This window comes from Pseudomonas sp. C7.1, from assembly GCF_056312395.1.
In genome coordinates this window covers 255,001-280,802 of sequence record NZ_JBWDTL010000002.1, presented here as the reverse complement: position 1 = coordinate 280,802, position 25,802 = coordinate 255,001, and the positions used below count along the sequence as shown (strand labels likewise).

Annotated in this window: 15 protein-coding genes, 6 tRNA genes and 5 rRNA genes (1 of these 26 running past the window's edge); all 26 read right to left on the bottom strand. The window is 54.9% G+C overall.

Annotated elements, in window-relative coordinates:
- Positions 1 to 15: 15 nt before the first annotated feature.
- Positions 16 to 2,121 carry an elongation factor G gene (gene fusA, locus AC0T4W_RS02460; RefSeq protein ID WP_476315668.1) on the bottom strand — a complete coding sequence of 702 codons (2,106 nt, stop codon included), beginning with the start codon at positions 2,119 to 2,121 and terminating at the stop codon, positions 16 to 18.
- A gap of 30 nt (positions 2,122 to 2,151) precedes the next feature.
- Complete coding sequence (gene rpsG / locus AC0T4W_RS02455; protein WP_073269011.1) at positions 2,152 to 2,622, bottom strand: 30S ribosomal protein S7; 471 nt, start codon at positions 2,620 to 2,622, stop codon at positions 2,152 to 2,154.
- A gap of 133 nt (positions 2,623 to 2,755) precedes the next feature.
- Complete coding sequence (gene rpsL, locus AC0T4W_RS02450) at positions 2,756 to 3,127, bottom strand: 30S ribosomal protein S12 (RefSeq protein WP_003463319.1); 372 nt, start codon at positions 3,125 to 3,127, stop codon at positions 2,756 to 2,758.
- A 158-nt stretch (positions 3,128 to 3,285) separates the two neighbouring features.
- Positions 3,286 to 7,485, bottom strand: coding sequence for a DNA-directed RNA polymerase subunit beta' (rpoC, locus tag AC0T4W_RS02445; protein ID WP_476315663.1), 4,200 nt, complete (start codon positions 7,483 to 7,485; stop codon positions 3,286 to 3,288).
- A gap of 64 nt (positions 7,486 to 7,549) precedes the next feature.
- Positions 7,550 to 11,623, bottom strand: coding sequence for a DNA-directed RNA polymerase subunit beta (gene rpoB / locus AC0T4W_RS02440; protein WP_476315660.1), 4,074 nt, complete (start codon positions 11,621 to 11,623; stop codon positions 7,550 to 7,552).
- Positions 11,624 to 11,842: 219 nt separating this feature from the next.
- Positions 11,843 to 12,208, bottom strand: coding sequence for a 50S ribosomal protein L7/L12 (gene rplL / locus AC0T4W_RS02435; protein WP_069522395.1), 366 nt, complete (start codon positions 12,206 to 12,208; stop codon positions 11,843 to 11,845).
- 79 nt (positions 12,209 to 12,287) lie between these two features.
- The gene (gene rplJ / locus AC0T4W_RS02430) at positions 12,288 to 12,788 is read right to left on the bottom strand and encodes a 50S ribosomal protein L10 (RefSeq protein ID WP_090377397.1); all 501 of its coding nucleotides are present in this window, start codon (positions 12,786 to 12,788) and stop codon (positions 12,288 to 12,290) included.
- 214 nt (positions 12,789 to 13,002) lie between these two features.
- Positions 13,003 to 13,698 carry a 50S ribosomal protein L1 gene (gene rplA, locus AC0T4W_RS02425; protein ID WP_274087698.1) on the bottom strand — a complete coding sequence of 232 codons (696 nt, stop codon included), beginning with the start codon at positions 13,696 to 13,698 and terminating at the stop codon, positions 13,003 to 13,005.
- Complete coding sequence (rplK, locus tag AC0T4W_RS02420; protein WP_069522401.1) at positions 13,698 to 14,129, bottom strand: 50S ribosomal protein L11; 432 nt, start codon at positions 14,127 to 14,129, stop codon at positions 13,698 to 13,700. The genes rplA and rplK overlap by 1 nt, the downstream gene beginning before the upstream one ends.
- Before the next feature lie 116 nt (positions 14,130 to 14,245).
- Positions 14,246 to 14,779: a transcription termination/antitermination protein NusG gene (gene nusG / locus AC0T4W_RS02415; RefSeq protein WP_298184568.1), complete on the bottom strand. Its 534-nt coding sequence runs from the start codon at positions 14,777 to 14,779 to the stop codon at positions 14,246 to 14,248.
- A 9-nt stretch (positions 14,780 to 14,788) separates the two neighbouring features.
- Positions 14,789 to 15,157, bottom strand: a complete 369-nt coding sequence (secE, locus tag AC0T4W_RS02410) for a preprotein translocase subunit SecE (protein ID WP_090256277.1) — start codon at positions 15,155 to 15,157, stop codon at positions 14,789 to 14,791.
- A gap of 43 nt (positions 15,158 to 15,200) precedes the next feature.
- Positions 15,201 to 15,276 (bottom strand) — tRNA-Trp (locus AC0T4W_RS02405).
- Between the two features lie 54 nt (positions 15,277 to 15,330).
- Positions 15,331 to 16,524: an elongation factor Tu gene (gene tuf, locus AC0T4W_RS02400; RefSeq protein WP_275963612.1), complete on the bottom strand. Its 1,194-nt coding sequence runs from the start codon at positions 16,522 to 16,524 to the stop codon at positions 15,331 to 15,333.
- A gap of 83 nt (positions 16,525 to 16,607) precedes the next feature.
- Positions 16,608 to 16,683, bottom strand: a tRNA-Thr gene (locus AC0T4W_RS02395).
- 26 nt (positions 16,684 to 16,709) lie between these two features.
- A tRNA-Gly gene (locus tag AC0T4W_RS02390) sits at positions 16,710 to 16,783 on the bottom strand.
- A 24-nt stretch (positions 16,784 to 16,807) separates the two neighbouring features.
- Positions 16,808 to 16,892 (bottom strand) — tRNA-Tyr (locus tag AC0T4W_RS02385).
- Between the two features lie 141 nt (positions 16,893 to 17,033).
- Positions 17,034 to 17,705 (bottom strand): SPOR domain-containing protein, encoded by a 672-nt coding sequence (locus tag AC0T4W_RS02380; RefSeq protein ID WP_476315651.1) that lies wholly within the window; start codon positions 17,703 to 17,705, stop codon positions 17,034 to 17,036.
- 8 nt (positions 17,706 to 17,713) lie between these two features.
- The gene (locus AC0T4W_RS02375; protein ID WP_476315648.1) at positions 17,714 to 18,460 is read right to left on the bottom strand and encodes a pantothenate kinase; all 747 of its coding nucleotides are present in this window, start codon (positions 18,458 to 18,460) and stop codon (positions 17,714 to 17,716) included.
- Complete coding sequence (gene birA, locus AC0T4W_RS02370) at positions 18,450 to 19,415, bottom strand: bifunctional biotin--[acetyl-CoA-carboxylase] ligase/biotin operon repressor BirA (RefSeq protein ID WP_476316065.1); 966 nt, start codon at positions 19,413 to 19,415, stop codon at positions 18,450 to 18,452. Before birA ends, AC0T4W_RS02375 begins: the two co-directional genes overlap by 11 nt.
- A gap of 144 nt (positions 19,416 to 19,559) precedes the next feature.
- A 5S ribosomal RNA gene (gene rrf, locus AC0T4W_RS02365) occupies positions 19,560 to 19,675 on the bottom strand.
- 133 nt (positions 19,676 to 19,808) lie between these two features.
- Positions 19,809 to 22,698: ribosomal RNA gene (locus tag AC0T4W_RS02360) — 23S ribosomal RNA — on the bottom strand.
- A gap of 244 nt (positions 22,699 to 22,942) precedes the next feature.
- A tRNA-Ala gene (locus AC0T4W_RS02355) sits at positions 22,943 to 23,018 on the bottom strand.
- 31 nt (positions 23,019 to 23,049) lie between these two features.
- Positions 23,050 to 23,126: transfer RNA gene (locus AC0T4W_RS02350), tRNA-Ile, on the bottom strand.
- 65 nt (positions 23,127 to 23,191) lie between these two features.
- Positions 23,192 to 24,728: ribosomal RNA gene (locus AC0T4W_RS02345) — 16S ribosomal RNA — on the bottom strand.
- A gap of 379 nt (positions 24,729 to 25,107) precedes the next feature.
- Positions 25,108 to 25,223: ribosomal RNA gene (gene rrf / locus AC0T4W_RS02340) — 5S ribosomal RNA — on the bottom strand.
- 133 nt (positions 25,224 to 25,356) lie between these two features.
- Positions 25,357 to 25,802: ribosomal RNA gene (locus AC0T4W_RS02335) — 23S ribosomal RNA — on the bottom strand (it continues 2,444 nt past the right edge of the window).
- Together the 16S, 23S and 5S rRNA genes with 2 tRNA genes alongside form the textbook arrangement of a ribosomal RNA operon.

Sequence of the window (25,802 nt, the reverse complement as noted above, 5' to 3'; positions counted from 1 at the left end):
GCTTAAAGGGCTGAATCAGCCTTGTTTTTTGGTTACAGACTCGACGATGTGCGACGGGGCTGTGTTGTATTTTTTGAATTCCATGGAGTAGCTTGCGCGACCCTGAGACATGGAGCGGACGTCGGTTGCGTAACCAAACATCTCACCCAGCGGTACTTCAGCACGAATCACCTTACCGGAGATTGTGTCTTCCATACCCAGGATCATGCCGCGACGGCGGTTAAGGTCGCCCATCACGTCACCCATGTAGTCTTCTGGGGTAACAACCTCTACCGCCATGATCGGCTCAAGCAACTCACCACCGCCCTTCTGGGCCAGTTGCTTGGTCGCCATCGAAGCAGCCACCTTGAACGCCATCTCGTTGGAGTCGACGTCGTGGTAGGAACCATCGAACACGGTAGCCTTCAGGCCGATCAGCGGATAACCGGCAACAACGCCGTTCTTCATCTGCTCTTCGATACCCTTCTGGATAGCCGGGATGTATTCCTTCGGAATCACACCACCCACAACTTCGTTCACGAACTGCAGACCTTCCTGACCTTCGTCGGCAGGTGCAAAGCGAACCCAGCAGTGACCGAACTGACCACGACCACCGGACTGACGCACGAACTTGCCTTCGATTTCACAGCTCTTCGTGATGCGCTCACGATAGGAAACCTGAGGCTTGCCGATGTTGGCTTCGACGTTGAACTCGCGGCGCATGCGGTCGACCAGGATATCCAGGTGCAACTCGCCCATACCGGAGATGATCGTCTGACCAGTCTCTTCGTCAGTTTTGACGCGGAAAGACGGGTCTTCCTGAGCAAGTTTGCCCAGAGCGATACCCATTTTTTCCTGGTCGTCCTTGGTCTTAGGCTCTACGGCAACCGAAATAACCGGCTCCGGGAAGTCCATACGAACCAGGATGATTGGCTTGTCAGCGTTGCACAGAGTCTCACCGGTGGTGACGTCCTTCATGCCGATCAAGGCTGCGATGTCACCAGCGCGTACTTCCTTGATCTCTTCGCGGGCGTTTGCGTGCATTTGCACCATACGACCCACGCGCTCTTTCTTGCCTTTAACCGAGTTGATCACACCGTCACCGGAGGCCAACACGCCCGAGTAAACGCGGACGAAGGTCAAGGTACCCACGAATGGGTCGGTAGCGATCTTGAACGCCAAAGCCGAGAACGGCTCGTTGTCGTCAGCATGACGCTCCAGCTGAATTTCCTCGTTATCCGGGTCAGTACCCTTGATCGCAGGAATGTCAGTCGGCGCAGGCAGGAAGTCAATAACGGCGTCGAGAACCAGGGGAACACCCTTGTTCTTGAAGGAGGAACCGCAAACAGCCAGAACGATCTCACCAGCGATAGTACGCTGACGCAGAGCCGCCTTGATTTCTTCGATGGTGAGTTCTTCACCTTCGAGGTACTTGTTCATCAGCTCTTCGTTGGCCTCGGCCGCAGCCTCAACCATGTTACCGCGCCACTTCTCGGCTTCTTCCAGCAATTCAGCTGGAATGTCCTTGCGAACAGGGACCATGCCTTTGTCAGCATCGTTCCAGTAGACCGCTTGCATGTTGATCAGATCGATCTGACCCTGGAAGTTGTCTTCAGCACCGATAGCCAACTGAATCGGCACCGGAGTGTGACCCAGACGCTGCTTGATCTGAGCGATCACGCGCAGGAAGTCAGCACCGGCACGGTCCATCTTGTTGACGTAAACAAGACGCGGGACACCGTATTTGTTGGCCTGACGCCATACGGTTTCCGACTGAGGCTCAACGCCCGAGGTACCGCAGAACACCACGACCGCGCCGTCGAGTACACGCAGCGAACGCTCAACTTCAATGGTGAAGTCAACGTGGCCGGGGGTATCGATGACGTTGAAGCGGTGCTCGTCTTTGTACTGCTTCTCGGAACCTTTCCAGAAGGCAGTGATGGCAGCAGAAGTAATGGTAATACCACGCTCCTGCTCCTGCACCATCCAATCTGTGGTCGCGGCGCCATCATGCACCTCGCCCATTTTGTGGCTTTTGCCTGTATAGAACAGGACACGCTCAGTGGTCGTGGTTTTACCCGCGTCCACGTGAGCCACGATACCGATGTTACGGTAACGGTTAATCGGTGTAGTACGAGCCATAAAGCCCTCGCAAATTTAGAAGCGCAATAATTAGAAGCGGTAGTGCGAGAAAGCCTTGTTGGCTTCAGCCATACGGTGCACGTCTTCACGCTTCTTAACTGCAGCACCTTTGCCTTCAGCGGCATCCAGCAATTCGCCAGCAAGGCGCAGAGCCATGGACTTTTCGCCACGCTTACGGGCGTAATCCACTAACCAACGCATGGCCAGAGCATTACGACGGGACGGACGAACCTCGACCGGAACCTGGTAAGTAGCACCGCCTACACGGCGCGACTTCACTTCGACCAGCGGAGCGATGGCGTCGAGAGCTTTCTCGAAGATTTCCAGGGGGTCGCTGTTCTTACGCTCTTTAACCTTGTCCAGAGCACCATAAACGATACGCTCGGCAACGGCTTTCTTGCCGCTTTCCATCACGTGGTTCATGAACTTGGCCAGGATTTGGCTTCCGTATTTTGGATCATCAAGCACTTCGCGCTTGGCTGCTACACGACGTCTTGGCATGTGATAAGCCCTCAAACGGTCTTCAGGTTAGCCCGGGACTACATCGCAAGATGGATGCCCGACCTTACTCTTATCGACTCAGATAAATAAAAAACTGCAATTCGGCGCAAGCACCGGGTATTTCAGGCGCCTATTACTTCGGACGCTTAGTACCGTACTTCGAACGACCCTGCTTACGGTCTTTAACGCCAGAGGTATCCAGCGAACCGCGCACGGTGTGGTAACGCACACCTGGCAAGTCTTTTACACGGCCGCCACGAATCAGTACGACGCTGTGCTCTTGCAGGTTGTGGCCTTCACCGCCGATGTACGAGGAAACCTCGAAACCGTTGGTCAGACGCACACGGCATACTTTACGCAGTGCCGAGTTAGGTTTTTTCGGCGTAGTGGTATACACGCGAGTGCACACACCACGACGCTGCGGGCAGTTCTGCAGCGCAGGCACGTCGGACTTCTCGACGATACGCTTGCGCGGCTGACGTACCAGCTGGTTGATAGTTGCCATCTATAAGCTCCACTGTTGTCTTTCGACGCTATTACCCTACTAAGGAAAGCAAAATGGCAGAGCGCGTGCCCTGCCAAATTTAGGGGTGCATGAGTCTAAAGAGACTCACCGCCCCAGTCAAGACAAAGCCCCGCTAGCGAACTAGCGGGGCTTTGTACTTAATTACTGCTGGAGTTCAGCGCTTCGGTCAGTGCGGCTTCCACTTCACTGGCGCTGACACGTACTGGCTGAGCCGCTTCACGCTTGCGCTTGCGCTCACTGTGATAGGCCAAACCGGTACCGGCAGGGATCAGACGACCCACAACCACGTTTTCTTTCAGGCCACGCAGGTAGTCGCGCTTGCCAGTCACTGCCGCTTCGGTAAGCACGCGGGTGGTTTCCTGGAAGGAGGCCGCCGAGATAAACGACTCGGTGGACAGCGACGCCTTGGTGATACCCAGCAGAACACGGGTGTACTTGGCAACGAACTTGTCTTCTGCAGCCAGGCGCTCGTTCTCACCCAGCACGGCGGTCAACTCCATCTGGTCGCCCTTGATGAAGGTGGAATCACCCGACTCAGCCACTTCAACCTTGCGCAGCATTTGGCGCAGGATGGTTTCGATGTGCTTGTCGTTGATCTTCACGCCCTGCAGGCGGTACACGTCCTGAATCTCGTTGACGATGTACTTGGCCAGCGCGCTGACACCCAGCAAACGCAGGATATCGTGCGGGTCGCTCGGACCGTCGGAAATCACTTCACCCTTGTTGACCTGCTCACCTTCGAACACGTTCAGGTGGCGCCACTTCGGAATCAGCTCTTCGTACGGATCGCTACCGTCGTTCGGGGTAATGACCAGACGGCGCTTGCCTTTGGTCTCTTTACCGAACGCGATGGTGCCGCTGATTTCAGCCAGAATCGAGGCTTCTTTCGGACGACGCGCTTCGAACAGGTCAGCAACGCGCGGCAGACCACCGGTGATGTCGCGGGTCTTGGAAGTCTCTTGCGGGATACGGGCGATAACATCACCGACCGCTACCTGAGCACCGTTCGCCACACCCACCAGGGCGTTTGCCGGCAGGAAGTACTGAGCCAGTACGTCGGTACCCGGCAGCAGCAGATCCTTGCCATCTTCGCCAACCATCTTCACCGCAGGACGGATGTCCTTGCCGGCAGCCGGACGATCTTTCGGATCGAGGACTTCGATGTTGGTCAAACCCGTCAATTCGTCGGTCTGACGCTTGATGGTGATGCCTTCTTCCATGCCCACGTAGGTCACGGTACCTTTCATTTCGGTAACGATTGGGTGGGTGTGCGGGTCCCACTTGGCCACGATAGCCCCAGCTTCGACCTTATCGCCTTCCTTCACGGAAATCACCGCACCATACGGCAGCTTGTAGCGCTCGCGCTCACGACCAAACTCATCGGCAATCGCCAGCTCACCGGAACGCGATACCGCGATCAGGTTACCGTCCAGGCGCTCAACGTGCTTGAGGTTGTGCAGACGAACCGCGCCGCCGTTCTTCACTTGTACGCTGTCAGCAGCCGAGGTCCGGCTAGCCGCACCACCGATGTGGAACGTACGCATGGTCAGCTGGGTACCCGGCTCACCGATCGACTGGGCAGCAATAACGCCGACTGCCTCACCGATGTTGATCTGGTGACCACGAGCCAGGTCGCGACCGTAGCACTTGGCGCAGATGCCGTAGCGTGTTTCACAGCTGATCGGCGAACGCACGATCACTTCGTCGATGCTGTTCAGCTCGATGAATTCAACCCACTGCTCATCAACCAACGTACCGGCTGGAACGATGACTTCTTCGGTGCCTGGTTTGAACACGTCACGGGCGATCACTCGACCCAGTACGCGCTCACCCAGCGGCTCAACCACGTCACCGCCTTCAATGTGCGGTGTCATCAGCAGGCCGTGCTCGGTGCCGCAATCGATTGCGGTCACTACCAGGTCCTGCGCCACGTCTACCAGACGACGGGTCAGGTAACCGGAGTTAGCGGTTTTCAACGCGGTATCCGCAAGACCTTTACGTGCACCGTGCGTCGAGATGAAGTACTGCAGAACCGACAGACCTTCGCGGAAGTTCGCGGTGATCGGCGTCTCGATGATCGAGCCGTCCGGTTTGGCCATCAGGCCACGCATACCAGCGAGCTGACGGATCTGCGCAGCAGAACCCCGCGCACCGGAGTCGGCCATCATATACATCGAGTTGAACGACTCTTGCTCGACTTCTTTGCCGTCGCGGTCGATGACTTTCTCTTTCGAGAGGTTGGCCATCATCGCCTTGGACACTTCGTCGTTGGCCTTGGACCAGAGGTCGATCACCTTGTTGTACTTCTCGCCCTGGGTGACCAGGCCGGAGGCGTACTGCGATTCGATCTCTTTAACTTCCTCGGTGGCGGCGTCAATGATGCGCGCCTTCTCATCCGGGATAACGAAGTCGTTCACACCAATCGACACACCGGAGATGGTCGAATAGGCGAAACCGGTGTACATCAGCTGGTCAGCGAAGATCACGGTGTCTTTCAAGCCAACGGTGCGGTAGCACTGGTTGATCAGCTTGGAGATCGCCTTCTTCTTCATCGACTGGTTGACCACGTCATAGGACAGGCCATCCGGCACGATCTGGAACAGCAGCGCACGGCCGACAGTGGTGTCGACGATACGGGTGTTTTTGGTGATGGTGCCGTCGCGGTCACGGATTACTTCGTTGATGCGCACTTTTACGCGAGCATGCAGCGAAGCTTCGCCACCACGGAAAACCCGGTCGACTTCCTGCAGGTCAGCGAATACGCGACCTTCGCCCTTGGCGTTTACCGCTTCACGGGTCATGTAGTACAGACCCAGTACCACGTCCTGGGACGGTACGATGATTGGCTCACCGTTGGCAGGCGACAGGATGTTGTTGGTCGACATCATCAGCGCACGCGCTTCCAGCTGGGCTTCCAGCGTCAGCGGTACGTGCACAGCCATCTGGTCACCGTCGAAGTCGGCGTTGTACGCGGCGCAGACCAGCGGGTGCAGCTGAATCGCTTTACCTTCGATCAGCACCGGTTCAAACGCCTGGATGCCCAGACGGTGAAGAGTTGGCGCGCGGTTAAGCAGCACGGGGTGTTCGCGAATCACTTCGGCGAGAACGTCCCACACCTCTGGCAGCTCGCGCTCGACCATTTTCTTCGCAGCTTTGATGGTGGTCGCGAGACCACGCATTTCCAGCTTGCCGAAAATGAACGGCTTGAACAGCTCGAGGGCCATCTTCTTCGGCAGACCGCACTGGTGCAGACGCAGAGTCGGGCCCACGGTAATTACCGAACGACCGGAGTAGTCCACGCGCTTACCGAGCAGGTTCTGACGGAAGCGACCTTGCTTACCCTTGATCATGTCAGCCAGGGACTTCAGCGGACGCTTGTTCGAGCCAGTGATGGCGCGACCGCGACGGCCGTTGTCGAGCAGGGCGTCGACCGCTTCCTGCAGCATGCGCTTTTCGTTGCGCACGATGATGTCCGGCGCGGACAAATCGAGCAGGCGCTTGAGGCGGTTGTTACGGTTGATGACGCGGCGATACAGATCGTTCAGATCCGAAGTCGCGAAGCGGCCACCGTCAAGCGGAACCAGCGGACGCAGGTCTGGCGGCAGAACCGGCAGAACGGTCAACACCATCCACTCAGGCAGGTTGCCCGAACCGAGGAAAGCTTCCATCAGCTTCAGACGCTTGGACAGCTTCTTGATCTTGGTTTCCGAGTTGGTTTGCGGAATTTCTTCGCGCAGACGGCCAATCTCGTGCTCCAGGTCGATCGCGTGCAGCAGTTCGCGAACGGCTTCAGCACCCATGCGGGCGTCGAAGTCATCACCGAACTCTTCGAGGGCTTCGAAGTACTGCTCGTCGTTCAGCAGCTGGCCTTTTTCAAGGGTGGTCATGCCTGGATCGATAACGACATAGCTCTCGAAGTAGAGAACGCGTTCGATATCACGCAGGGTCATGTCCATCAGCAAACCGATACGGCTTGGCAGCGACTTGAGGAACCAGATGTGGGCAACCGGCGAAGCCAGTTCGATGTGCGCCATGCGCTCACGACGAACCTTGGCCAGTGCAACTTCAACGCCGCACTTCTCGCAGATCACACCGCGATGCTTCAAGCGCTTGTACTTACCGCACAGGCACTCGTAATCCTTTACCGGGCCAAAGATCTTGGCGCAGAACAGGCCGTCACGCTCAGGTTTGAACGTACGGTAGTTGATGGTTTCCGGTTTTTTAACTTCACCGAACGACCACGAACGGATCATCTCAGGCGAAGCAAGGCCGATGCGAATAGCATCGAACTCTTCGACTTGACCCTGGTTTTTCAGCAAATTCAGTAGGTCTTTCAAGGCCTTTCCTCCTGGCGGAGCAGAGAGCGGGCTAAACAGCCCCGCTCTCGATTCGCGTCACGTGTTATTCGGTTTCCAGATCGATGTCGATACCCAGCGAACGGATTTCTTTGATCAGTACGTTGAAGGACTCGGGCATGCCCGGCTCCATACGGTGATCACCGTCCACGATGTTTTTGTACATCTTGGTACGGCCGTTCACGTCGTCCGACTTCACGGTCAGCATTTCCTGCAGGGTGTAGGCGGCGCCGTAGGCTTCCAGTGCCCAGACCTCCATCTCACCGAAGCGCTGACCACCGAACTGCGCCTTACCACCCAGCGGCTGCTGAGTAACCAGGCTGTAGGAACCCGTGGAACGCGCATGCATCTTGTCGTCCACCAGGTGGTTCAGTTTCAGCATGTACATGTAGCCAACGGTGGTCGGACGCTCGAACTGGTTACCCGTACGGCCGTCGATCAGGCGCATCTGGCCGCTTTCTGGCAGGTCTGCCAGTTTCAGCATGGCCTTGATTTCGCTTTCCTTGGCACCGTCGAACACCGGGGTAGCCATTGGAACACCACCTTTGAGGTTGTGCGCCAATTTCAGGATTTCCTGATCGCTCAGCTCATCCAGGCTTTCCTGACGACCGCCGATCTCGTTGTAGATCTGCTGCATAAACTTGCGCAGCTCGGCGACCTTGCGCTGCTCTTCGAGCATGCGGTTGATCTTCTCGCCCAGACCTTTAGCCGCGAGGCCCAGGTGGGTTTCAAGGATCTGACCGACGTTCATACGCGAGGGTACGCCCAGCGGGTTGAGGACGATGTCGACCGGCGTGCCATGCACGTCGTGCGGCATGTCCTCAACCGGCATGATCACCGAGACCACACCCTTGTTACCGTGACGACCGGCCATCTTGTCGCCCGGCTGGATGCGGCGACGGATTGCCAGGTAGACCTTGACGATCTTCAGCACGCCTGGAGCCAGGTCATCGCCCTGCTGCAGCTTGCGCTTCTTGTCTTCGAACTTGTCGTCGAGCAACTGACGGCGGTCGGAGATGTAGGCCTGGGCCTTTTCCAACTGCTCGTTCAGGGCATCGTCAGCCATGCGCAGCTTGAACCACTGACCGCGCTCAAGGCCGTCGAGGAACTCGTCGGTGACTTCTGCGCCTTTCTTCAGGCCAGCACCGCCTTCGGCTTTCTTGCCAACCAGAGCCGAACGCAGACGCTCGAAGGTTGCACCTTCAACGATGCGGAACTCTTCGTTGAGGTCCTTACGGATCTCGTCGAGCTGGCTCTTCTCGATCGACAAAGCACGAGCGTCACGCTCAACGCCATCGCGGGTGAAGACCTGCACGTCGATAACGGTGCCTTTGGTGCCAGTCGGCACGCGCAGGGAGGTGTCTTTAACGTCAGACGCCTTCTCACCGAAGATCGCACGCAGCAGCTTCTCTTCTGGCGTCAGCTGGGTTTCGCCTTTTGGCGTGACCTTGCCGACCAGAATGTCACCTGGGCCCACTTCAGCGCCGACATACACGATGCCTGCTTCGTCCAGCTTGTTCAGCGCAGACTCACCGACGTTCGGGATGTCGGACGTAATTTCTTCCGAGCCGAGCTTGGTGTCACGCGCCACACAGGTCAGTTCCTGAATGTGGATGGTGGTGAAACGATCTTCTTGCACCACGCGCTCGGAGAGGCAGATGGAGTCTTCGAAGTTGTAACCGTTCCACGGCATAAACGCGACGCGCATGTTCTGACCCAGAGCCAGCTCACCCATATCGGTGGACGGACCGTCGGCCAGGATGTCGCTGCGCTCAACCTGATCACCCTTGCTTACCAGCGGACGCTGGTTGATGCAGGTGTTCTGGTTGGAGCGGGTGTATTTGGTCAGGTTGTAGATGTCGACACCGGCTTCGCCAGTTTCAACTTCGTCGTCATTGACGCGAACAACCACACGGCTGGCATCGACCGAGTCGATCACACCGCCACGACGAGCCACGACGCAAACGCCGGAGTCGCGCGCTACGTTGCGCTCCATGCCGGTACCGACCAGCGGCTTGTCAGCGCGCAGGGTTGGCACAGCCTGACGCTGCATGTTCGAACCCATCAACGCACGGTTGGCGTCATCGTGCTCGAGGAACGGGATCAACGAAGCAGCAACCGACACTACCTGCTTAGGCGATACGTCCATCAGGGTGACGTCTTCAGGCGCTTTAACGGTGAATTCGTTGAGGTGACGTACAGCCACCAACTCATCAACCAGCTGACCTTTGGTGTTCATGGTCGCCGAAGCCTGGGCGATCACGTGATCGGCCTCTTCGATGGCGGACAGAAACACGATTTCGTCGGTCACCAGGGTGTCTTTCACCACACGGTACGGGCTCTCGAGGAAGCCGTACTGGTTGGTGCGCGCATAGGCGGCCAGGGAGTTGATCAGACCGATGTTCGGACCTTCCGGGGTCTCGATCGGGCACACGCGGCCGTAGTGAGTCGGGTGTACGTCACGGACTTCGAAGCCGGCACGCTCACGAGTCAGACCGCCCGGGCCAAGAGCCGAAACACGGCGCTTGTGGGTGATCTCGGAGAGCGGGTTGTTCTGGTCCATAAACTGCGAGAGCTGGCTGGAACCGAAGAACTCTTTAACGGCAGCCGCAACCGGCTTGGCGTTAATCAGGTCTTGCGGCATCAGGCCTTCGCTTTCAGCCATCGACAGACGCTCTTTGACCGCACGCTCAACACGCACCAGGCCAACGCGGAACTGGTTTTCAGCCATTTCGCCTACGCAGCGAACACGGCGGTTACCCAGGTGGTCGATGTCATCGACGATGCCCTTGCCGTTACGGATGTCGACGAGGGTCTTGAGAACCGCGACGATATCTTCCTTGCTCAGCACGCCCGAACCTTCGATCTCGGTGCGACCGATACGACGGTTGAACTTCATCCGGCCCACGGCCGACAGGTCGTAACGCTCGGCGCTGAAGAACAGGTTGTTGAACAGGGTCTCGGCAGCATCCTTGGTTGGCGGCTCGCCAGGACGCATCATGCGGTAGATCTCAACCAGCGCTTCCAACTGATTGGTGGTGCTGTCGATCTTCAGGGTATCGGAGATAAACGGACCGCAATCGATGTCGTTGGTGTACAGCGTCTCGATGCGCACAACCTGAGCCTTGACCACTTTGGCCAGGATCTCGACGTTCAGCTCGGTGTTGCACTCAGCGATGATTTCGCCGGTAGCCGGGTGCACGATGGCCTTGGCCGAGGTGCGACCGATCAGATAGTCGATCGGCACTTCCAGCTCTTTGATGCCGGCTTTGTCCAACTGGTTGATATGGCGCGCAGTAATACGGCGGCCTTGCTCAACGATGACCTTGCCCTTGTCGTCGAGGATGTCGAGGACAGCAATTTCACCACGCAGACGCTGCGGCACCAGTTCCAGGTTGAGGGATTCGCCCTTAACGTGGAAAACGTTGGTCGCGTAAAAAGCGTCCAGCACTTCTTCAGTGCTGTAGCCCAGCGCGCGCAGCAGCACGGAAGCCGGCAGCTTGCGGCGACGGTCGATACGCACGAACACGGCGTCCTTCGGGTCGAACTCGAAGTCCAGCCAGGAGCCGCGGTAAGGAATGATTCGCGCCGAGTACAGCAGCTTACCCGAGCTGTGGGTCTTGCCACGGTCGTGGTCGAAGAACACGCCTGGGGAGCGGTGCAGCTGAGAAACGATAACGCGCTCGGTACCGTTAATAACGAAGGTACCGTTCTCGGTCATGAGCGGAATTTCGCCCATATACACTTCTTGCTCTTTAATGTCCTTGATCGCTTTGTTCGACGATTCTTTGTCGAAAATGATCAGACGGACTTTTACCCGCAGCGGCACGGCATAGGTCACACCACGCAGCGTACATTCCTTGACATCAAAAGCCGGCTCGCCCAAGCGATAACCAACATACTCCAAAGCAGCATTGCCGGAGTAGCTGATAATCGGGAAAACAGACTTGAAGGCCGCATGCAGGCCAATGTCACGGAACTGGTCCTTGGTCGCCCCTGCTTGCAGGAATTCGCGATACGAATCCAGCTGGATGGCCAGGAGATAAGGCACATCCATGACATCCGGCAACTTGCTAAAGTCCTTGCGGATACGTTTTTTCTCAGTATATGAGTAAGCCATCAGCGTTCCCCAGCTTGGTCACCTGCTTATTTGGCCCCTCCGACGGGAGTTGCCAGAAACTCTTGCAAACCCTAAGTTTGCGCCGCCACATCGAGCGGGTATTTCGCGCCCCAGGCCAGCCAATGATTAGCCAATCTAGAACGGAAAAAGGCCGGTGGCAAAAGCCACCAGCCATCAGCCTGTCGCTTAACGCTTGGGCTGTAGACGCAAGGTCGTCGCTTACTTGAGCTCGACTTTGGCGCCAGCTTCTTCCAAAGCAGCTTTGGCTTTGTCAGCTGCGTCTTTTGCAACAGCTTCCAGAACCATGGCAGGAGCGCCGTCAACCACAGCCTTGGCTTCTTTCAGGCCCAGACCGGTCAGTTCACGAACTGCCTTGATCACGTTTACTTTCTTCTCACCGGCTTCAAGCAGCATCACGTTGAATTCGGTTTGCTCTTCAACAACAGCGGCAGCAGCAGCTGGGCCAGCAGCGGCAACAGCAGCGGTAACGCCGAAGGTTTCTTCCATTGCTTTGATCAGTTCAACAACTTCCAGAACGGTTTTCTGGCCGATTGCTTCGATGATTTGTTCGTTAGTCAGAGACATGACTTTAAATCCTGTATTGGGGTGACAGCCTACGCAGCCATCAAATTAAACATATGATTTTGAAAGAGTTTGCGATGCCTTAAGCAGCGGTAGCTTCTTTCTGGTCGCGAATGGCCGCCAGAGTACGAGCCAGCTTGCTGGTAGCGCCTTGAATCACGCTCATCAGCTTAGCAATAGCTTCGTCGCGAGTTGGCAGCGAAGCCAACACGTCGATCTCGTTTGCTGCGAGGAACTTGCCCTCAAACGCAGCTGCCTTGATCTCGAACTTGTCCTGACCCTTGGCGAACTCTTTGAAAATACGAGCAGCAGCGCCCGGATGTTCCTTGGAGAATGCAATCAGGGTCGGGCCTTTGAACACGTCGTTGAGGACCGAGTAATCAGTGCCTTCAACAGCGCGCTTGAGCAGGGTGTTACGTACAACACGTACGTACACGCCAGCTTCGCGGGCCTCTTTACGGAGTCCGGTCATAGCGCCTACAGTCACACCACGGGCATCAGCCACGACAGCGGACAGGGCAACTTTGGCAGCCTCGTTGACTTCAGCGACGATGGCCTTCTTGTCTTCGAGTTTAATTGCCACGGGTTTAACTCCTGCTTGTTACCGTTTCATCTGGCCGAAGCCGGATGTCGTTTTGGTGTCTGATTCGGTAAGAATCGGGAGCACCATCTGCGTAGGCGACCTCAGATTTCTCTCAGGGTTTAAGGCTTGCGCCACCTACGGTCTTGGATAGCCCCCGCAAAGCAGGGACCCCAAAGTGTCGAAGCAGCGCAATCGCTTGCGCTGCTTCTATGTATTACGCGTCGAGCGAGCCTTGATCGATGATCAGACCTGGACCCATGGTAGTGCTCAGGGTTACGCGCTTGACGTAAATGCCTTTCGAAGTCGATGGTTTCAGACGCTTGAGGTCAGAAATCAGCGCTTCAACGTTCTGCTTCAGCTTCTCGGCGTCAAAACCAACCTTGCCAACGGAACCGTGGATGATGCCGTTCTTGTCAGTACGGAAACGTACTTGACCAGCTTTGGCATTCTTCACAGCGGTAGCCACGTCAGGGGTAACGGTACCGACTTTCGGGTTAGGCATCAGGCCACGTGGACCGAGCACTTGACCCAACTGACCGACAACGCGCATTGCATCCGGGGAAGCAATTACTACGTCATAGTTCAGGTCGCCACCTTTCATTTCAGCAGCCAGATCGTCCATACCTACGCGGTCAGCGCCGGCAGCCAGAGCGGCTTCAGCAGCTGGACCCTGGGTGAACACCGCAACGCGAACGCTTTTGCCCGAGCCGTTCGGCAGCACGGTAGCGCCACGAACAACCTGGTCAGATTTACGCGGATCAACACCGAGGTTAACGGCGATATCGACCGACTCAGAGAACTTAACTGCGGACAGCTCAGCCAGCAGAGCGGCTGCTTCAACAAAGTTGTAAGCCTTGCCAGCTTCAACTTTCTCAGCGATTGCCTTTTGACGCTTGGTCAACTTAGCCATTACACACCCTCCACGTTGAGGCCCATGCTGCGAGCGGAGCCGGCGATAGTACGCACAGCTGCATCCATATCAGCGGCAGTCAGATCAGCCTGCTTGGTCTTGGCGATCTCTTCCAGCTGAGCACGAGTCACAGTGCCAACCTTAACGGTGTTCGGACGAGCCGAACCGCTGGTCAGGCCAGCAGCCTTCTTCAGCAGAACCGAAGCAGGGGTGCTTTTGGTTTCAAAGGTGAAGCTACGGTCGCTATAAACAGTGATGATCACTGGAGTCGGCAGACCAGGTTCCATGCCCTGGGTACGGGCGTTGAACGCCTTGCAGAATTCCATGATGTTCACGCCGTGCTGACCCAGAGCCGGGCCGACGGGTGGCGACGGGTTGGCTTGCGCAGCCTTTACTTGCAGCTTGATATAAGCCGTAATTTTCTTAGCCATGAGCTACTCCAGTTTTGGGTTCTAGCGCCTTTAGGCTCCCCAGTTATTACCTATATATCCCAGTGACGACAAAACCCCACAGCCCAGGGCTGCGGGGTAAGGGATGCTTATGTCAGTTATGCCTTCTCGACTTGACTGAACTCCAGCTCGACCGGCGTAGAGCGACCAAAGATAGTCACTGCCACCTGGATGCGGCTCTTTTCGTAATTCACTTCTTCGACAACACCGCTGAAATCAGCAAACGGACCATCGGTCACGCGAACCATTTCGCCCGGCTCGAACAATGTTTTCGGCTTTGGCTTGTCACCGCTATCGGCAACACGACGCAGGATGGCATCAGCTTCTTTCTCAGTGATCGGCGCAGGCTTATCTGCAGTACCACCAATGAAGCCCATAACGCGCGGGGTGTTCTTGATCAAATGCCAAGTTGCCTCGCTCATTTCCATCTGCACCAGGACATAGCCCGGAAAGAACTTACGCTCGCTTTTGCGCTTCTGGCCATTGCGCATCTCTACCACTTCTTCAGTAGGGACCAGAATTTCACCAAAAACGTCTTCCATACCAGCGAGCTTCACACGCTCCAACAACGAGCGCATAACATGCTTCTCGTAACCCGAGTAAGCATGCACAACGTACCAACGCTTAGCCACGGGACACCCTTAGCCGACAATCAACGAAACAAGCCAACCAAGCAGGGAATCTAAACCCCACAACAACAGCGCCATCACCAAAACAACAGCCACAACGATTAAAGTTGTCTGCGTGGTTTCCTGGCGGGTTGGCCAAACGACCTTACGAATTTCAACGCGAGCTTCTTTTGCCAACACCCAAAAGGCTTGACCTTTTGATGTCTGCAGGGCAATCACACCAGCCAATGCTGCAACAACCAGCAAAGCCAGAACGCGATACAGAATAGGCTCAGCAGAGAAATACTGATTACCGACTACGCCTGCGATTACCAGAGCAGCTACAACCAGCCACTTAAGCAGATCGAAGCGAGAGTCTTTGGCTTCAGCCTTAACATTCATCTACTAATATCCTGTAAAAAGACGCGCCAAATTCTAGGGAAAATGGCAGGTCAGGAGGGAATCGAACCCCCAACCTACGGTTTTGGAGACCGTCGCTCTGCCAATTGAGCTACTGACCTAAAAACTGAATCAGGCCGACCATTATGCCGGCCCAATCAAAACAGATCAATCACTTACGCGATGATCTTAGCTACGACGCCGGCGCCGACGGTACGACCGCCTTCACGAATGGCGAAACGCAGACCTTCTTCCATTGCGATGGTTTTGATCAGAGTGACAGTCATCTGGATGTTGTCACCTGGCATTACCATCTCAACGCCTTCCGGCAGTTCGCAGTTACCGGTTACGTCAGTAGTACGGAAGTAGAACTGAGGACGGTAGCCCTTGAAGAACGGAGTGTGACGACCGCCTTCTTCTTTGCTCAACACATACACTTCTGCAGTGAAGGTGGTGTGCGGCTTAACCGAACCTGGCTTGACCAGAACCTGGCCACGCTCTACGTCGTCACGCTTGGTGCCGCGCAGCAGCACGCCGCAGTTCTCACCAGCACGACCTTCGTCGAGCAGCTTGCGGAACATTTCAACACCGGTACAGGTGGTCTTGGTGGTATCACGCAGACCAACGATCTCGATTTCTTCCTGGATTTTGACGATACCGCGCTCGATACGGCCAGTTACCACGGTGCCACGACCGGAGATCGAGAACACGTCTTCGATTGGCATCAGGAACGGCTTGTCGATCGCACGGACTGGCTCAGGGATGTAGCTGTCCAGAGTCTCAACCAACTTCTTGACGGCAGTGGTGCCCATCTCATTGTCGTCTTGACCGTTCAGAGCCATCAGAGCGGAACCGATGATGATCGGAGTGTCGTCGCCCGGGAAATCGTAAGTGCTGAGCAGATCACGCACCTCCATTTCCACCAGCTCCAGCAGCTCGGCGTCATCAACCATGTCAGCCTTGTTCAGGAAGACCACGATGTACGGAACACCTACCTGACGGGACAGCAGGATGTGCTCACGGGTTTGCGGCATCGGGCCGTCAGCAGCGGAGCAAACCAGGATAGCGCCGTCCATCTGCGCAGCACCGGTGATCATGTTTTTTACGTAGTCAGCGTGACCTGGGCAGTCAACGTGCGCATAGTGACGCACGGCCGAATCGTATTCAACGTGAGCGGTGTTGATGGTGATACCACGAGCTTTTTCTTCTGGGGCGCTGTCGATCTTGTCGAAGTCAACCTTGGCCGAACCGAATACTTCGGAGCAGACGCGGGTCAGAGCAGCGGTCAGAGTGGTTTTACCGTGGTCAACGTGACCGATAGTGCCAACGTTGACGTGCGGCTTGTTACGCTCAAACTTTTCTTTAGCCATTTTGACTGCCTCCCAGAGAAGAATTTACTCAGTATCACCGCCATAAAACAAAGGCAGATACTTGCATATCTGCCTTTATTAAATGGAGCTCATGAGCGGACTCGAACCGCTGACCTCACCCTTACCAAGGGTGTGCTCTACCAACTGAGCTACATGAGCAAAACACATTGCAAAAACAACAATGCTGGAGCGGGTAGCGGGAATCGAACCCGCATCATCAGCTTGGAAGGCTGAGGTTCTACCACTGAACTATACCCGCGGAGCCTGCAGCTCTCGCTAAATCTGGTGGAGGGAGAAGGATTCGAACCTTCGAAGTCGATGACGTCAGATTTACAGTCTGATCCCTTTGGCCACTCGGGAATCCCTCCAAACGGGGCGGCATTCTCATTCGATGCCGACCTACTGTCAAGCAATTTCTCATTAAAAAACCTGAGGTTAGCTACATTGACAGCAGCTTCGCAGAAAACTTGTTAGCGCCACCCTGCGAAGCGGGCGCCATTCTATGCATTCTACTGAGGGCTTGCAACCCCTTCGCATGGCATTAATTGCTGCTCTAAGCCTTTGAAGTCAAAAGCCAAACGCTGCAGCAAGGAATCATCGGCAAGGCGTCGACTTTGCGGCGAAATACGCACCCAGAAACTGCGATGCGCGCGCGTTAGCTCGCGCAAAGACGGCTCATAACCAGCATCGCGCAAGCGCTGCATCACACTCTGCGCCGAATCACTACGCGGAAAGATACCCAGGGAAATGCCATTAGCCAAATCCCCCTGAGTAATGATGTAGCTATCAATCTTGCGCGCTTGCAGCTCACGTAACTGGCGCAGCGACGCCTGCCGAGAGGCTAACGGCGGCAGATACACCCAGTAATCAACACCGGCTGCCGCGTCCATGCTTTGCACCCGCGACTGAATATCCAGGCTCAGCAACCGCTGCTCAACAGCAGATGCATCCGCCATCTGCTCAAAACTACCGAGAAACAAACACACCGCCTCAGCAGGCTGCGCCACGACGACCTCTCGATGCGCAGGCGCGCCTGATTCACTGAGCAAGCGAATATCACGCTTACTATCCTGCGCCATATTCAGCGGTGCAATTTCAGTAACCCGCAAAGGCGCCTGCTGTTGATGCCAGACGTAATAGAACAAATTCAGCACAACCAACCACAAGAACATCCAGCGCATGCATGACCTCAATCTATGGGGCAAGCGATCGCCAAGCCGATAAACACCAGATCCGGCACAACCCGCGCCCCCGGAATAACATCCACCACCAGCGGAGCATCCCCACCGGTAAGAAAAATATCAACGTCACGGCCCAGCAACTCGGTCGCCATCGCTACCTGACCACTGACAAACCCGCGAAGCATCAGCAGGCAGCCGCGCTCAACCGCCTCGGCAGTAGCGCGCCCCGGCACAAGATTTTCTAATGCCTTGGCTACTTCATCGGTGTCATAGCGCGTTCGCCGGGTATGGGCTCGCAACTGCGTACGCATCAGTGGCACACCAGGGCAGATAAACCCGCCCAGATGCCCGCCATCCGCTGCCACGAAATCCGAAGTGACCGCAGTGCCAAGATCAATGATCAGCGCAGCTTTACGCGACAATTGATAAGCCCCCACTACCGCGAGCCAGCGATCAAGCCCAAGACGCTCGTGCTTCTCATAACCATTGCGCACACCTGCCAACGAAACAGCAGAGCACGCAGCACGGCATTCGACGGCAAAAGCCTGCTCAAGTTGCGAAATCAACTGCGCAGTCTCTTCGTCGCTGCGCACACTAACCAAGCGACAAGCACGCAAGCAAACGGCCTGCTCGCGAACGACCTCTATAAGCGCCTGATCCGAGTCAACGAAACCACTTACGTCCGTCACGGCCGAGCCATCACCCAACAAACGCCACTTAATAAAGGTATTACCGCAGTCGAGCTCAAGAATCATCACGCAACCTCAGGCTGAGCTCACCACCGCTAAAGCATTTCTCAAGTCCATTAACGCGCAGACGAACGGCACCGGAATGATCCACACCCACAACCTCACCCTCGATGGGGTCGCCGCCTGCCGTTAACGCAACGGCCCGGCCCTGCCACAGGTGACAAGCCTGCCACTCATCCTGCAAAGCGGCGAACCCCTCACGTAGCTGTATCTCCAGATAGCGCGACAACTGCCGGTTCAACTCAGCAACCAACTCATTGCGATTCAACAAACAGCCCAGTTCAGAACGCATTGAAGTCCACGGCTGACCGATAACGCCAGACTCAGCCGTAAGCATATTCACATTCAAACCAATACCGATAACCACATGGCAAACATCCGCCGGATCACCAGACAGCTCTAAAAGAATGCCCGCCAGCTTGCGCTCACCCACCAACACATCATTGGGCCACTTCAACCCGGCCTCAGCCACGCCAGCGCCGCGGATAACCTGCAGCAGCGCCAGGCCGACAGCCAGACTCATGCCCTCAAGCTGACGCATGCCACCTTCGACGCGAACAACCAGGCTGTAATACAGATTCTCGCCGAAAGGGCTTACCCAACTACGCCCTCGCCTCCCTCGCCCACTGGTTTGCCGCTCGGCAAGCACGTAATACGGTAGCGATTGCGCCTCTGGCAACAGCCGCAGCGCCTCAGCATTGGTCGAATCCACACTTGGTATAACGCAAGCCTGCCACTGTGGCGCACTTACTTGAGCATTCAGCCAATCTGCATCTAACAGCTGCAACGGCGCCTCCAGCCGATAGCCGCGCCCGCGCACTTTGTGCAAGGGCAACGACAGCTCCGCTTGCAGAGCCCGCAGCTGCTTCCATACAGCCGAACGGCTAACGCCCAAGGCAGCGCCAAGCGCCTCCCCAGAGTGGAATCGCCCGTCTTGAAGAAGCTTTAACAATGCAAGCATGTGAGTCCCGCCAAGCAATAAGGCACGCATGATAACGATGCACTGTTTAGTTGCCTATCAAAGGCTCATCTAAGCTGAGTATGTTTTTCGCTGCACAAAGTAAAACCCCCGATCAGTTTCCTGATCGGGGGTTTTGGTGTAGGTGCTTGACGATGACCTACTCTCACATGGGGAAACCCCACACTACCATCGGCGATGCATCGTTTCACTACTGAGTTCGGGATGGGATCAGGTGGTTCCAATGCTCTATGGTCGTCAAGCGATTCAGCTGGGATGTCGCGTTAAGCGCTATCCCGAATTGGGTATGTGATAGATGGTTTTGCAGTGCTTACAAATTTTCGGCTGTTGCAGTCTTCATAGAGACACACAAACATCAAATTGTTTGGGTGTTATATGGTCAAGCCTCACGGGCAATTAGTATTGGTTAGCTCAACGCCTCACAGCGCTTACACACCCAACCTATCAACGTCGTAGTCTTCGACGGCCCTTTAGGGAACTCAAGGTTCCAGTGAGATCTCATCTCGAGGCAAGTTTCCCGCTTAGATGCTTTCAGCGGTTATCTTTTCCGAACATAGCTACCCGGCAATGCCACTGGCGTGACAACCGGAACACCAGAGGTTCGTCCACTCCGGTCCTCTCGTACTAGGAGCAGCCCCTCTCAAATCTCAAACGTCCACGGCAGATAGGGACCGAACTGTCTCACGACGTTCTAAACCCAGCTCGCGTACCACTTTAAATGGCGAACAGCCATACCCTTGGGACCGGCTTCAGCCCCAGGATGTGATGAGCCGACATCGAGGTGCCAAACACCGCCGTCGATATGAACTCTTGGGCGGTATCAGCCTGTTATCCCCGGAGTACCTTTTATCCGTTGAGCGATGGCCCTTCCATACAGAACCACCGGATCACTAAGACCTACTTTCGTACCTGCTCGACGTGTCTGTCTCGCAGTCAAGCGCGCTTTTGCCTTTATACTCTACGACCGATTTCCGACCGGTCTGAGCGCACCTTCGTACTCCTCCGTTACTCTTTAGGAGGAGACCGCCCCAGTCAAACTACCCACCATACACTGTCCTCGATCCGGATAACGGACCAGAGTTAGAACCTCAAGGTTGCCAGGGTGGTATTTCAAGGTTGGCTCCACGCGAACTGGCGTCCACGCTTCAAAGCCTCCCACCTATCCTACACAAGCAAACTCAAAGTCCAGTGCAAAGCTATAGTAAAGGTTCACGGGGTCTTTCCGTCTAGCCGCGGATACACTGCATCTTCACAGCGATTTCAATTTCACTGAGTCTCGGGTGGAGACAGCGCCGCCATCGTTACGCCATTCGTGCAGGTCGGAACTTACCCGACAAGGAATTTCGCTACCTTAGGACCGTTATAGTTACGGCCGCCGTTTACCGGGGCTTCGATCAAGAGCTTCGCGTTAGCTAACCCCATCAATTAACCTTCCGGCACCGGGCAGGCGTCACACCCTATACGTCCACTTTCGTGTTTGCAGAGTGCTGTGTTTTTAATAAACAGTCGCAGCGGCCTGGTATCTTCGACCGGCATGGGCTTACGCAGTAAATGCTTCACCCTCACCGGCGCACCTTCTCCCGAAGTTACGGTGCCATTTTGCCTAGTTCCTTCACCCGAGTTCTCTCAAGCGCCTTGGTATTCTCTACCTAACCACCTGTGTCGGTTTGGGGTACGGTTCCTAATTACCTGAAGCTTAGAAGCTTTTCCTGGAAGCATGGCATCAACCACTTCGTCATCTAAAAGATAACTCGTCATCAGTTCTCGGCCTTAAGATCCCGGATTTACCTAAGATCTCAGCCTACCACCTTAAACACGGACAACCAACGCCGTGCTGGCCTAGCCTTCTCCGTCCCTCCATCGCAGTAATTAGAAGTACGGGAATATTAACCCGTTTCCCATCGATTACGCATTTCTGCCTCACCTTAGGGGCCGACTCACCCTGCGTCGATTAACGTTGCGCAGGAAACCTTGGTCTTTCGGCGTGGGAGTTTTTCACTCCCATTGTCGTTACTCATGTCAGCATTCGCACTTCTGATACCTCCAGCAAGCTTCTCAACTCACCTTCACAGGCTTACAGAACGCTCCTCTACCGCTCATCCTAAGATGAACCCGTAGCTTCGGTGTATGGTTTGAGCCCCGTTACATCTTCCGCGCAGGCCGACTCGACTAGTGAGCTATTACGCTTTCTTTAAAGGGTGGCTGCTTCTAAGCCAACCTCCTAGCTGTCTAAGCCTTCCCACATCGTTTCCCACTTAACCATAACTTTGGGACCTTAGCTGACGGTCTGGGTTGTTTCCCTTTTCACGACGGACGTTAGCACCCGCCGTGTGTCTCCCGTGCTGACACTTGTTGGTATTCGGAGTTTGCATCGGTTTGGTAAGTCGGGATGACCCCCTAGCCGAAACAGTGCTCTACCCCCAACAGTGATACACGAGGCGCTACCTAAATAGCTTTCGAGGAGAACCAGCTATCTCCGAGCTTGATTAGCCTTTCACTCCGATCCACAGGTCATCCGCTAACTTTTCAACGGTAGTCGGTTCGGTCCTCCAGTTAGTGTTACCCAACCTTCAACCTGCCCATGGATAGATCGCCCGGTTTCGGGTCTATACCCAGCGACTGTCGCCCTATTAAGACTCGCTTTCGCTACGCCTCCCCTATTCGGTTAAGCTCGCCACTGAATATAAGTCGCTGACCCATTATACAAAAGGTACGCAGTCACCCAACAAAGTGGGCTCCCACTGCTTGTACGCATACGGTTTCAGGATCTATTTCACTCCCCTCTCCGGGGTTCTTTTCGCCTTTCCCTCACGGTACTAGTTCACTATCGGTCAGTCAGTAGTATTTAGCCTTGGAGGATGGTCCCCCCATATTCAGACAAAGTTTCTCGTGCTCCGTCCTACTCGATTTCATTGATAAGAGAATTTCGTGTACGGGGCTATCACCCACTACGGCGGCACTTTCCAGAGCCTTCCACTATTCTCAAATCAACTTAAGGGCTAGTCCCCGTTCGCTCGCCACTACTAAGGGAATCTCGGTTGATTTCTATTCCTCAGGGTACTTAGATGTTTCAGTTCCCCTGGTTCGCCTTACACACCTATGTATTCAGTGTGTAATAACCAGCTTATGCTGGCTGGGTTCCCCCATTCAGAGATCTCCGGATCAAAGTCTGTTTGCCGACTCCCCGGAGCTTATCGCAGGCTACAACGTCTTTCATCGCCTCTGACTGCCAAGGCATCCACCGTATGCGCTTCTTCACTTGACCATATAACCCCAAGCAATCTGGTTACTGTCTCTAACGTGAAGACGACATTCGCCGAAAATTTGCAATTGAGAACTACAAATTTTACCTTGACCAAATTAATTACCAGTGAAAGTAATTAATCAGTCACTTCTATCACATACCCAAATTTTTAAAGAACGATTTTCTTACTGGCCAAAGACCAGAAATCAACATTCATCTGCTTTAGCAGGAACGCTCATTTCTGAACTCTCAACGCGTCTGTATATGGTGGAGCCAAGCGGGATCGAACCGCTGACCTCCTGCGTGCAAGGCAGGCGCTCTCCCAGCTGAGCTATGGCCCCATATTCGTACAAGGCCAAACCCCACAACAATTGGTGGGTCTGGGCAGATTCGAACTGCCGACCTCACCCTTATCAGGGGTGCGCTCTAACCAACTGAGCTACAGACCCAATCGTCTTTCGCAATGAATCAAGCAATTCGTGTGGGAACTTATGAAGAAGCTGAAGTCTTCGATTAAGGAGGTGATCCAGCCGCAGGTTCCCCTACGGCTACCTTGTTACGACTTCACCCCAGTCATGAATCACACCGTGGTAACCGTCCCCCCGAAGGTTAGACTAGCTACTTCTGGTGCAACCCACTCCCATGGTGTGACGGGCGGTGTGTACAAGGCCCGGGAACGTATTCACCGTGACATTCTGATTCACGATTACTAGCGATTCCGACTTCACGCAGTCGAGTTGCAGACTGCGATCCGGACTACGATCGGTTTTATGGGATTAGCTCCACCTCGCGGCTTGGCAACCCTTTGTACCGACCATTGTAGCACGTGTGTAGCCCAGGCCGTAAGGGCCATGATGACTTGACGTCATCCCCACCTTCCTCCGGTTTGTCACCGGCAGTCTCCTTAGAGTTCCCACCATTACGTGCTGGTAACTAAGGACAAGGGTTGCGCTCGTTACGGGACTTAACCCAACATCTCACGACACGAGCTGACGACAGCCATGCAGCACCTGTGTCAGAGCTCCCGAAGGCACCAATCTATCTCTAGAAAGTTCTCTGCATGTCAAGGCCTGGTAAGGTTCTTCGCGTTGCTTCGAATTAAACCACATGCTCCACCGCTTGTGCGGGCCCCCGTCAATTCATTTGAGTTTTAACCTTGCGGCCGTACTCCCCAGGCGGTCAACTTAATGCGTTAGCTGCGCCACTAAGAGTTCAAGACTCCCAACGGCTAGTTGACATCGTTTACGGCGTGGACTACCAGGGTATCTAATCCTGTTTGCTCCCCACGCTTTCGCACCTCAGTGTCAGTATCAGTCCAGGTGGTCGCCTTCGCCACTGGTGTTCCTTCCTATATCTACGCATTTCACCGCTACACAGGAAATTCCACCACCCTCTACCGTACTCTAGCTTGCCAGTTTTGGATGCAGTTCCCAGGTTGAGCCCGGGGATTTCACATCCAACTTAACAAACCACCTACGCGCGCTTTACGCCCAGTAATTCCGATTAACGCTTGCACCCTTCGTATTACCGCGGCTGCTGGCACGAAGTTAGCCGGTGCTTATTCTGTCGGTAACGTCAAAGTAGCAACGTATTAAGTTACTATCCTTCCTCCCAACTTAAAGTGCTTTACAATCCGAAGACCTTCTTCACACACGCGGCATGGCTGGATCAGGCTTTCGCCCATTGTCCAATATTCCCCACTGCTGCCTCCCGTAGGAGTCTGGACCGTGTCTCAGTTCCAGTGTGACTGATCATCCTCTCAGACCAGTTACGGATCGTCGCCTTGGTGAGCCTTTACCTCACCAACTAGCTAATCCGACCTAGGCTCATCTAATGGCGCGAGGCCCGAAGGTCCCCCGCTTTCTCCCGTAGGACGTATGCGGTATTAGCGTCCGTTTCCGAACGTTATCCCCCACCACCAGGCAGATTCCTAGGCATTACTCACCCGTCCGCCGCTCTCAAGAGAAGCAAGCTTCTCTCTACCGCTCGACTTGCATGTGTTAGGCCTGCCGCCAGCGTTCAATCTGAGCCATGATCAAACTCTTCAGTTCAATACTGCTTGGGTTTTGAGAAAACCCTAAACTTAGCTCAGCAATCGTTGGTTACATCTTTGATTTCTCGCGGAGTAACTTGTGATGCTGATAATCTTGCGACTAGCAGTCTTACCTCACAAGCACCCACACGAATTGCTTGATTCAGTTGTTAAAGAGCGGGTGGTTAAGTCTTTCGTCTCAACCGAGGCGCGCATTCTACAGCAGCCTCATCTTACGTCAAGCTGTTTTTCGAAGTTCTTTCCGAAGAAGTTCTTTTTACTCAACTACTTGCATTACATAACTTGTCAGCAGTGATTTTTGATCGCTCAAAAACCTCATGCTTGTACTAATAGTAAAACCCCCGACCAGTTTCCTGATCGGGGGTTTTGGTGTAGGTGCTTGACGATGACCTACTCTCACATGGGGAAACCCCACACTACCATCGGCGATGCATCGTTTCACTACTGAGTTCGGGATGGGATCAGGTGGTTCCAATGCTCTATGGTCGTCAAGCGATTCAGCTGGGATGTCGCGTTAAGCGCTATCCCGAATTGGGTATGTGATAGATGGTTTTGCAGTGCTTACAAATTTTCGGCTGTTGCAGTCTTCATAGAGACACACAAACATCAAATTGTTTGGGTGTTATATGGTCAAGCCTCACGGGCAATTAGTATTGGTTAGCTCAACGCCTCACAGCGCTTACACACCCAACCTATCAACGTCGTAGTCTTCGACGGCCCTTTAGGGAACTCAAGGTTCCAGTGAGATCTCATCTCGAGGCAAGTTTCCCGCTTAGATGCTTTCAGCGGTTATCTTTTCCGAACATAGCTACCCGGCAATGCCACTGGCGTGACAACCGGAACACCAGAGGTTCGTCCACTCCGGTCCTCTCGTACTAGGAGCAGCCCCTCTCAAATCTCAAACGTCCACGGCAGATAGGGACCGAACTGTCTCACGACGTTCTAAACCCAGCTCGCGTACCACTTTAAATGGCGAACAGCCATACCCTTGGGACCGGCTTCAGCCCCAGGATGTGATGAGCCGACATCGAGGTGCCAAACACCGCCGTCGATATGAACTCTTGGGCGGTAT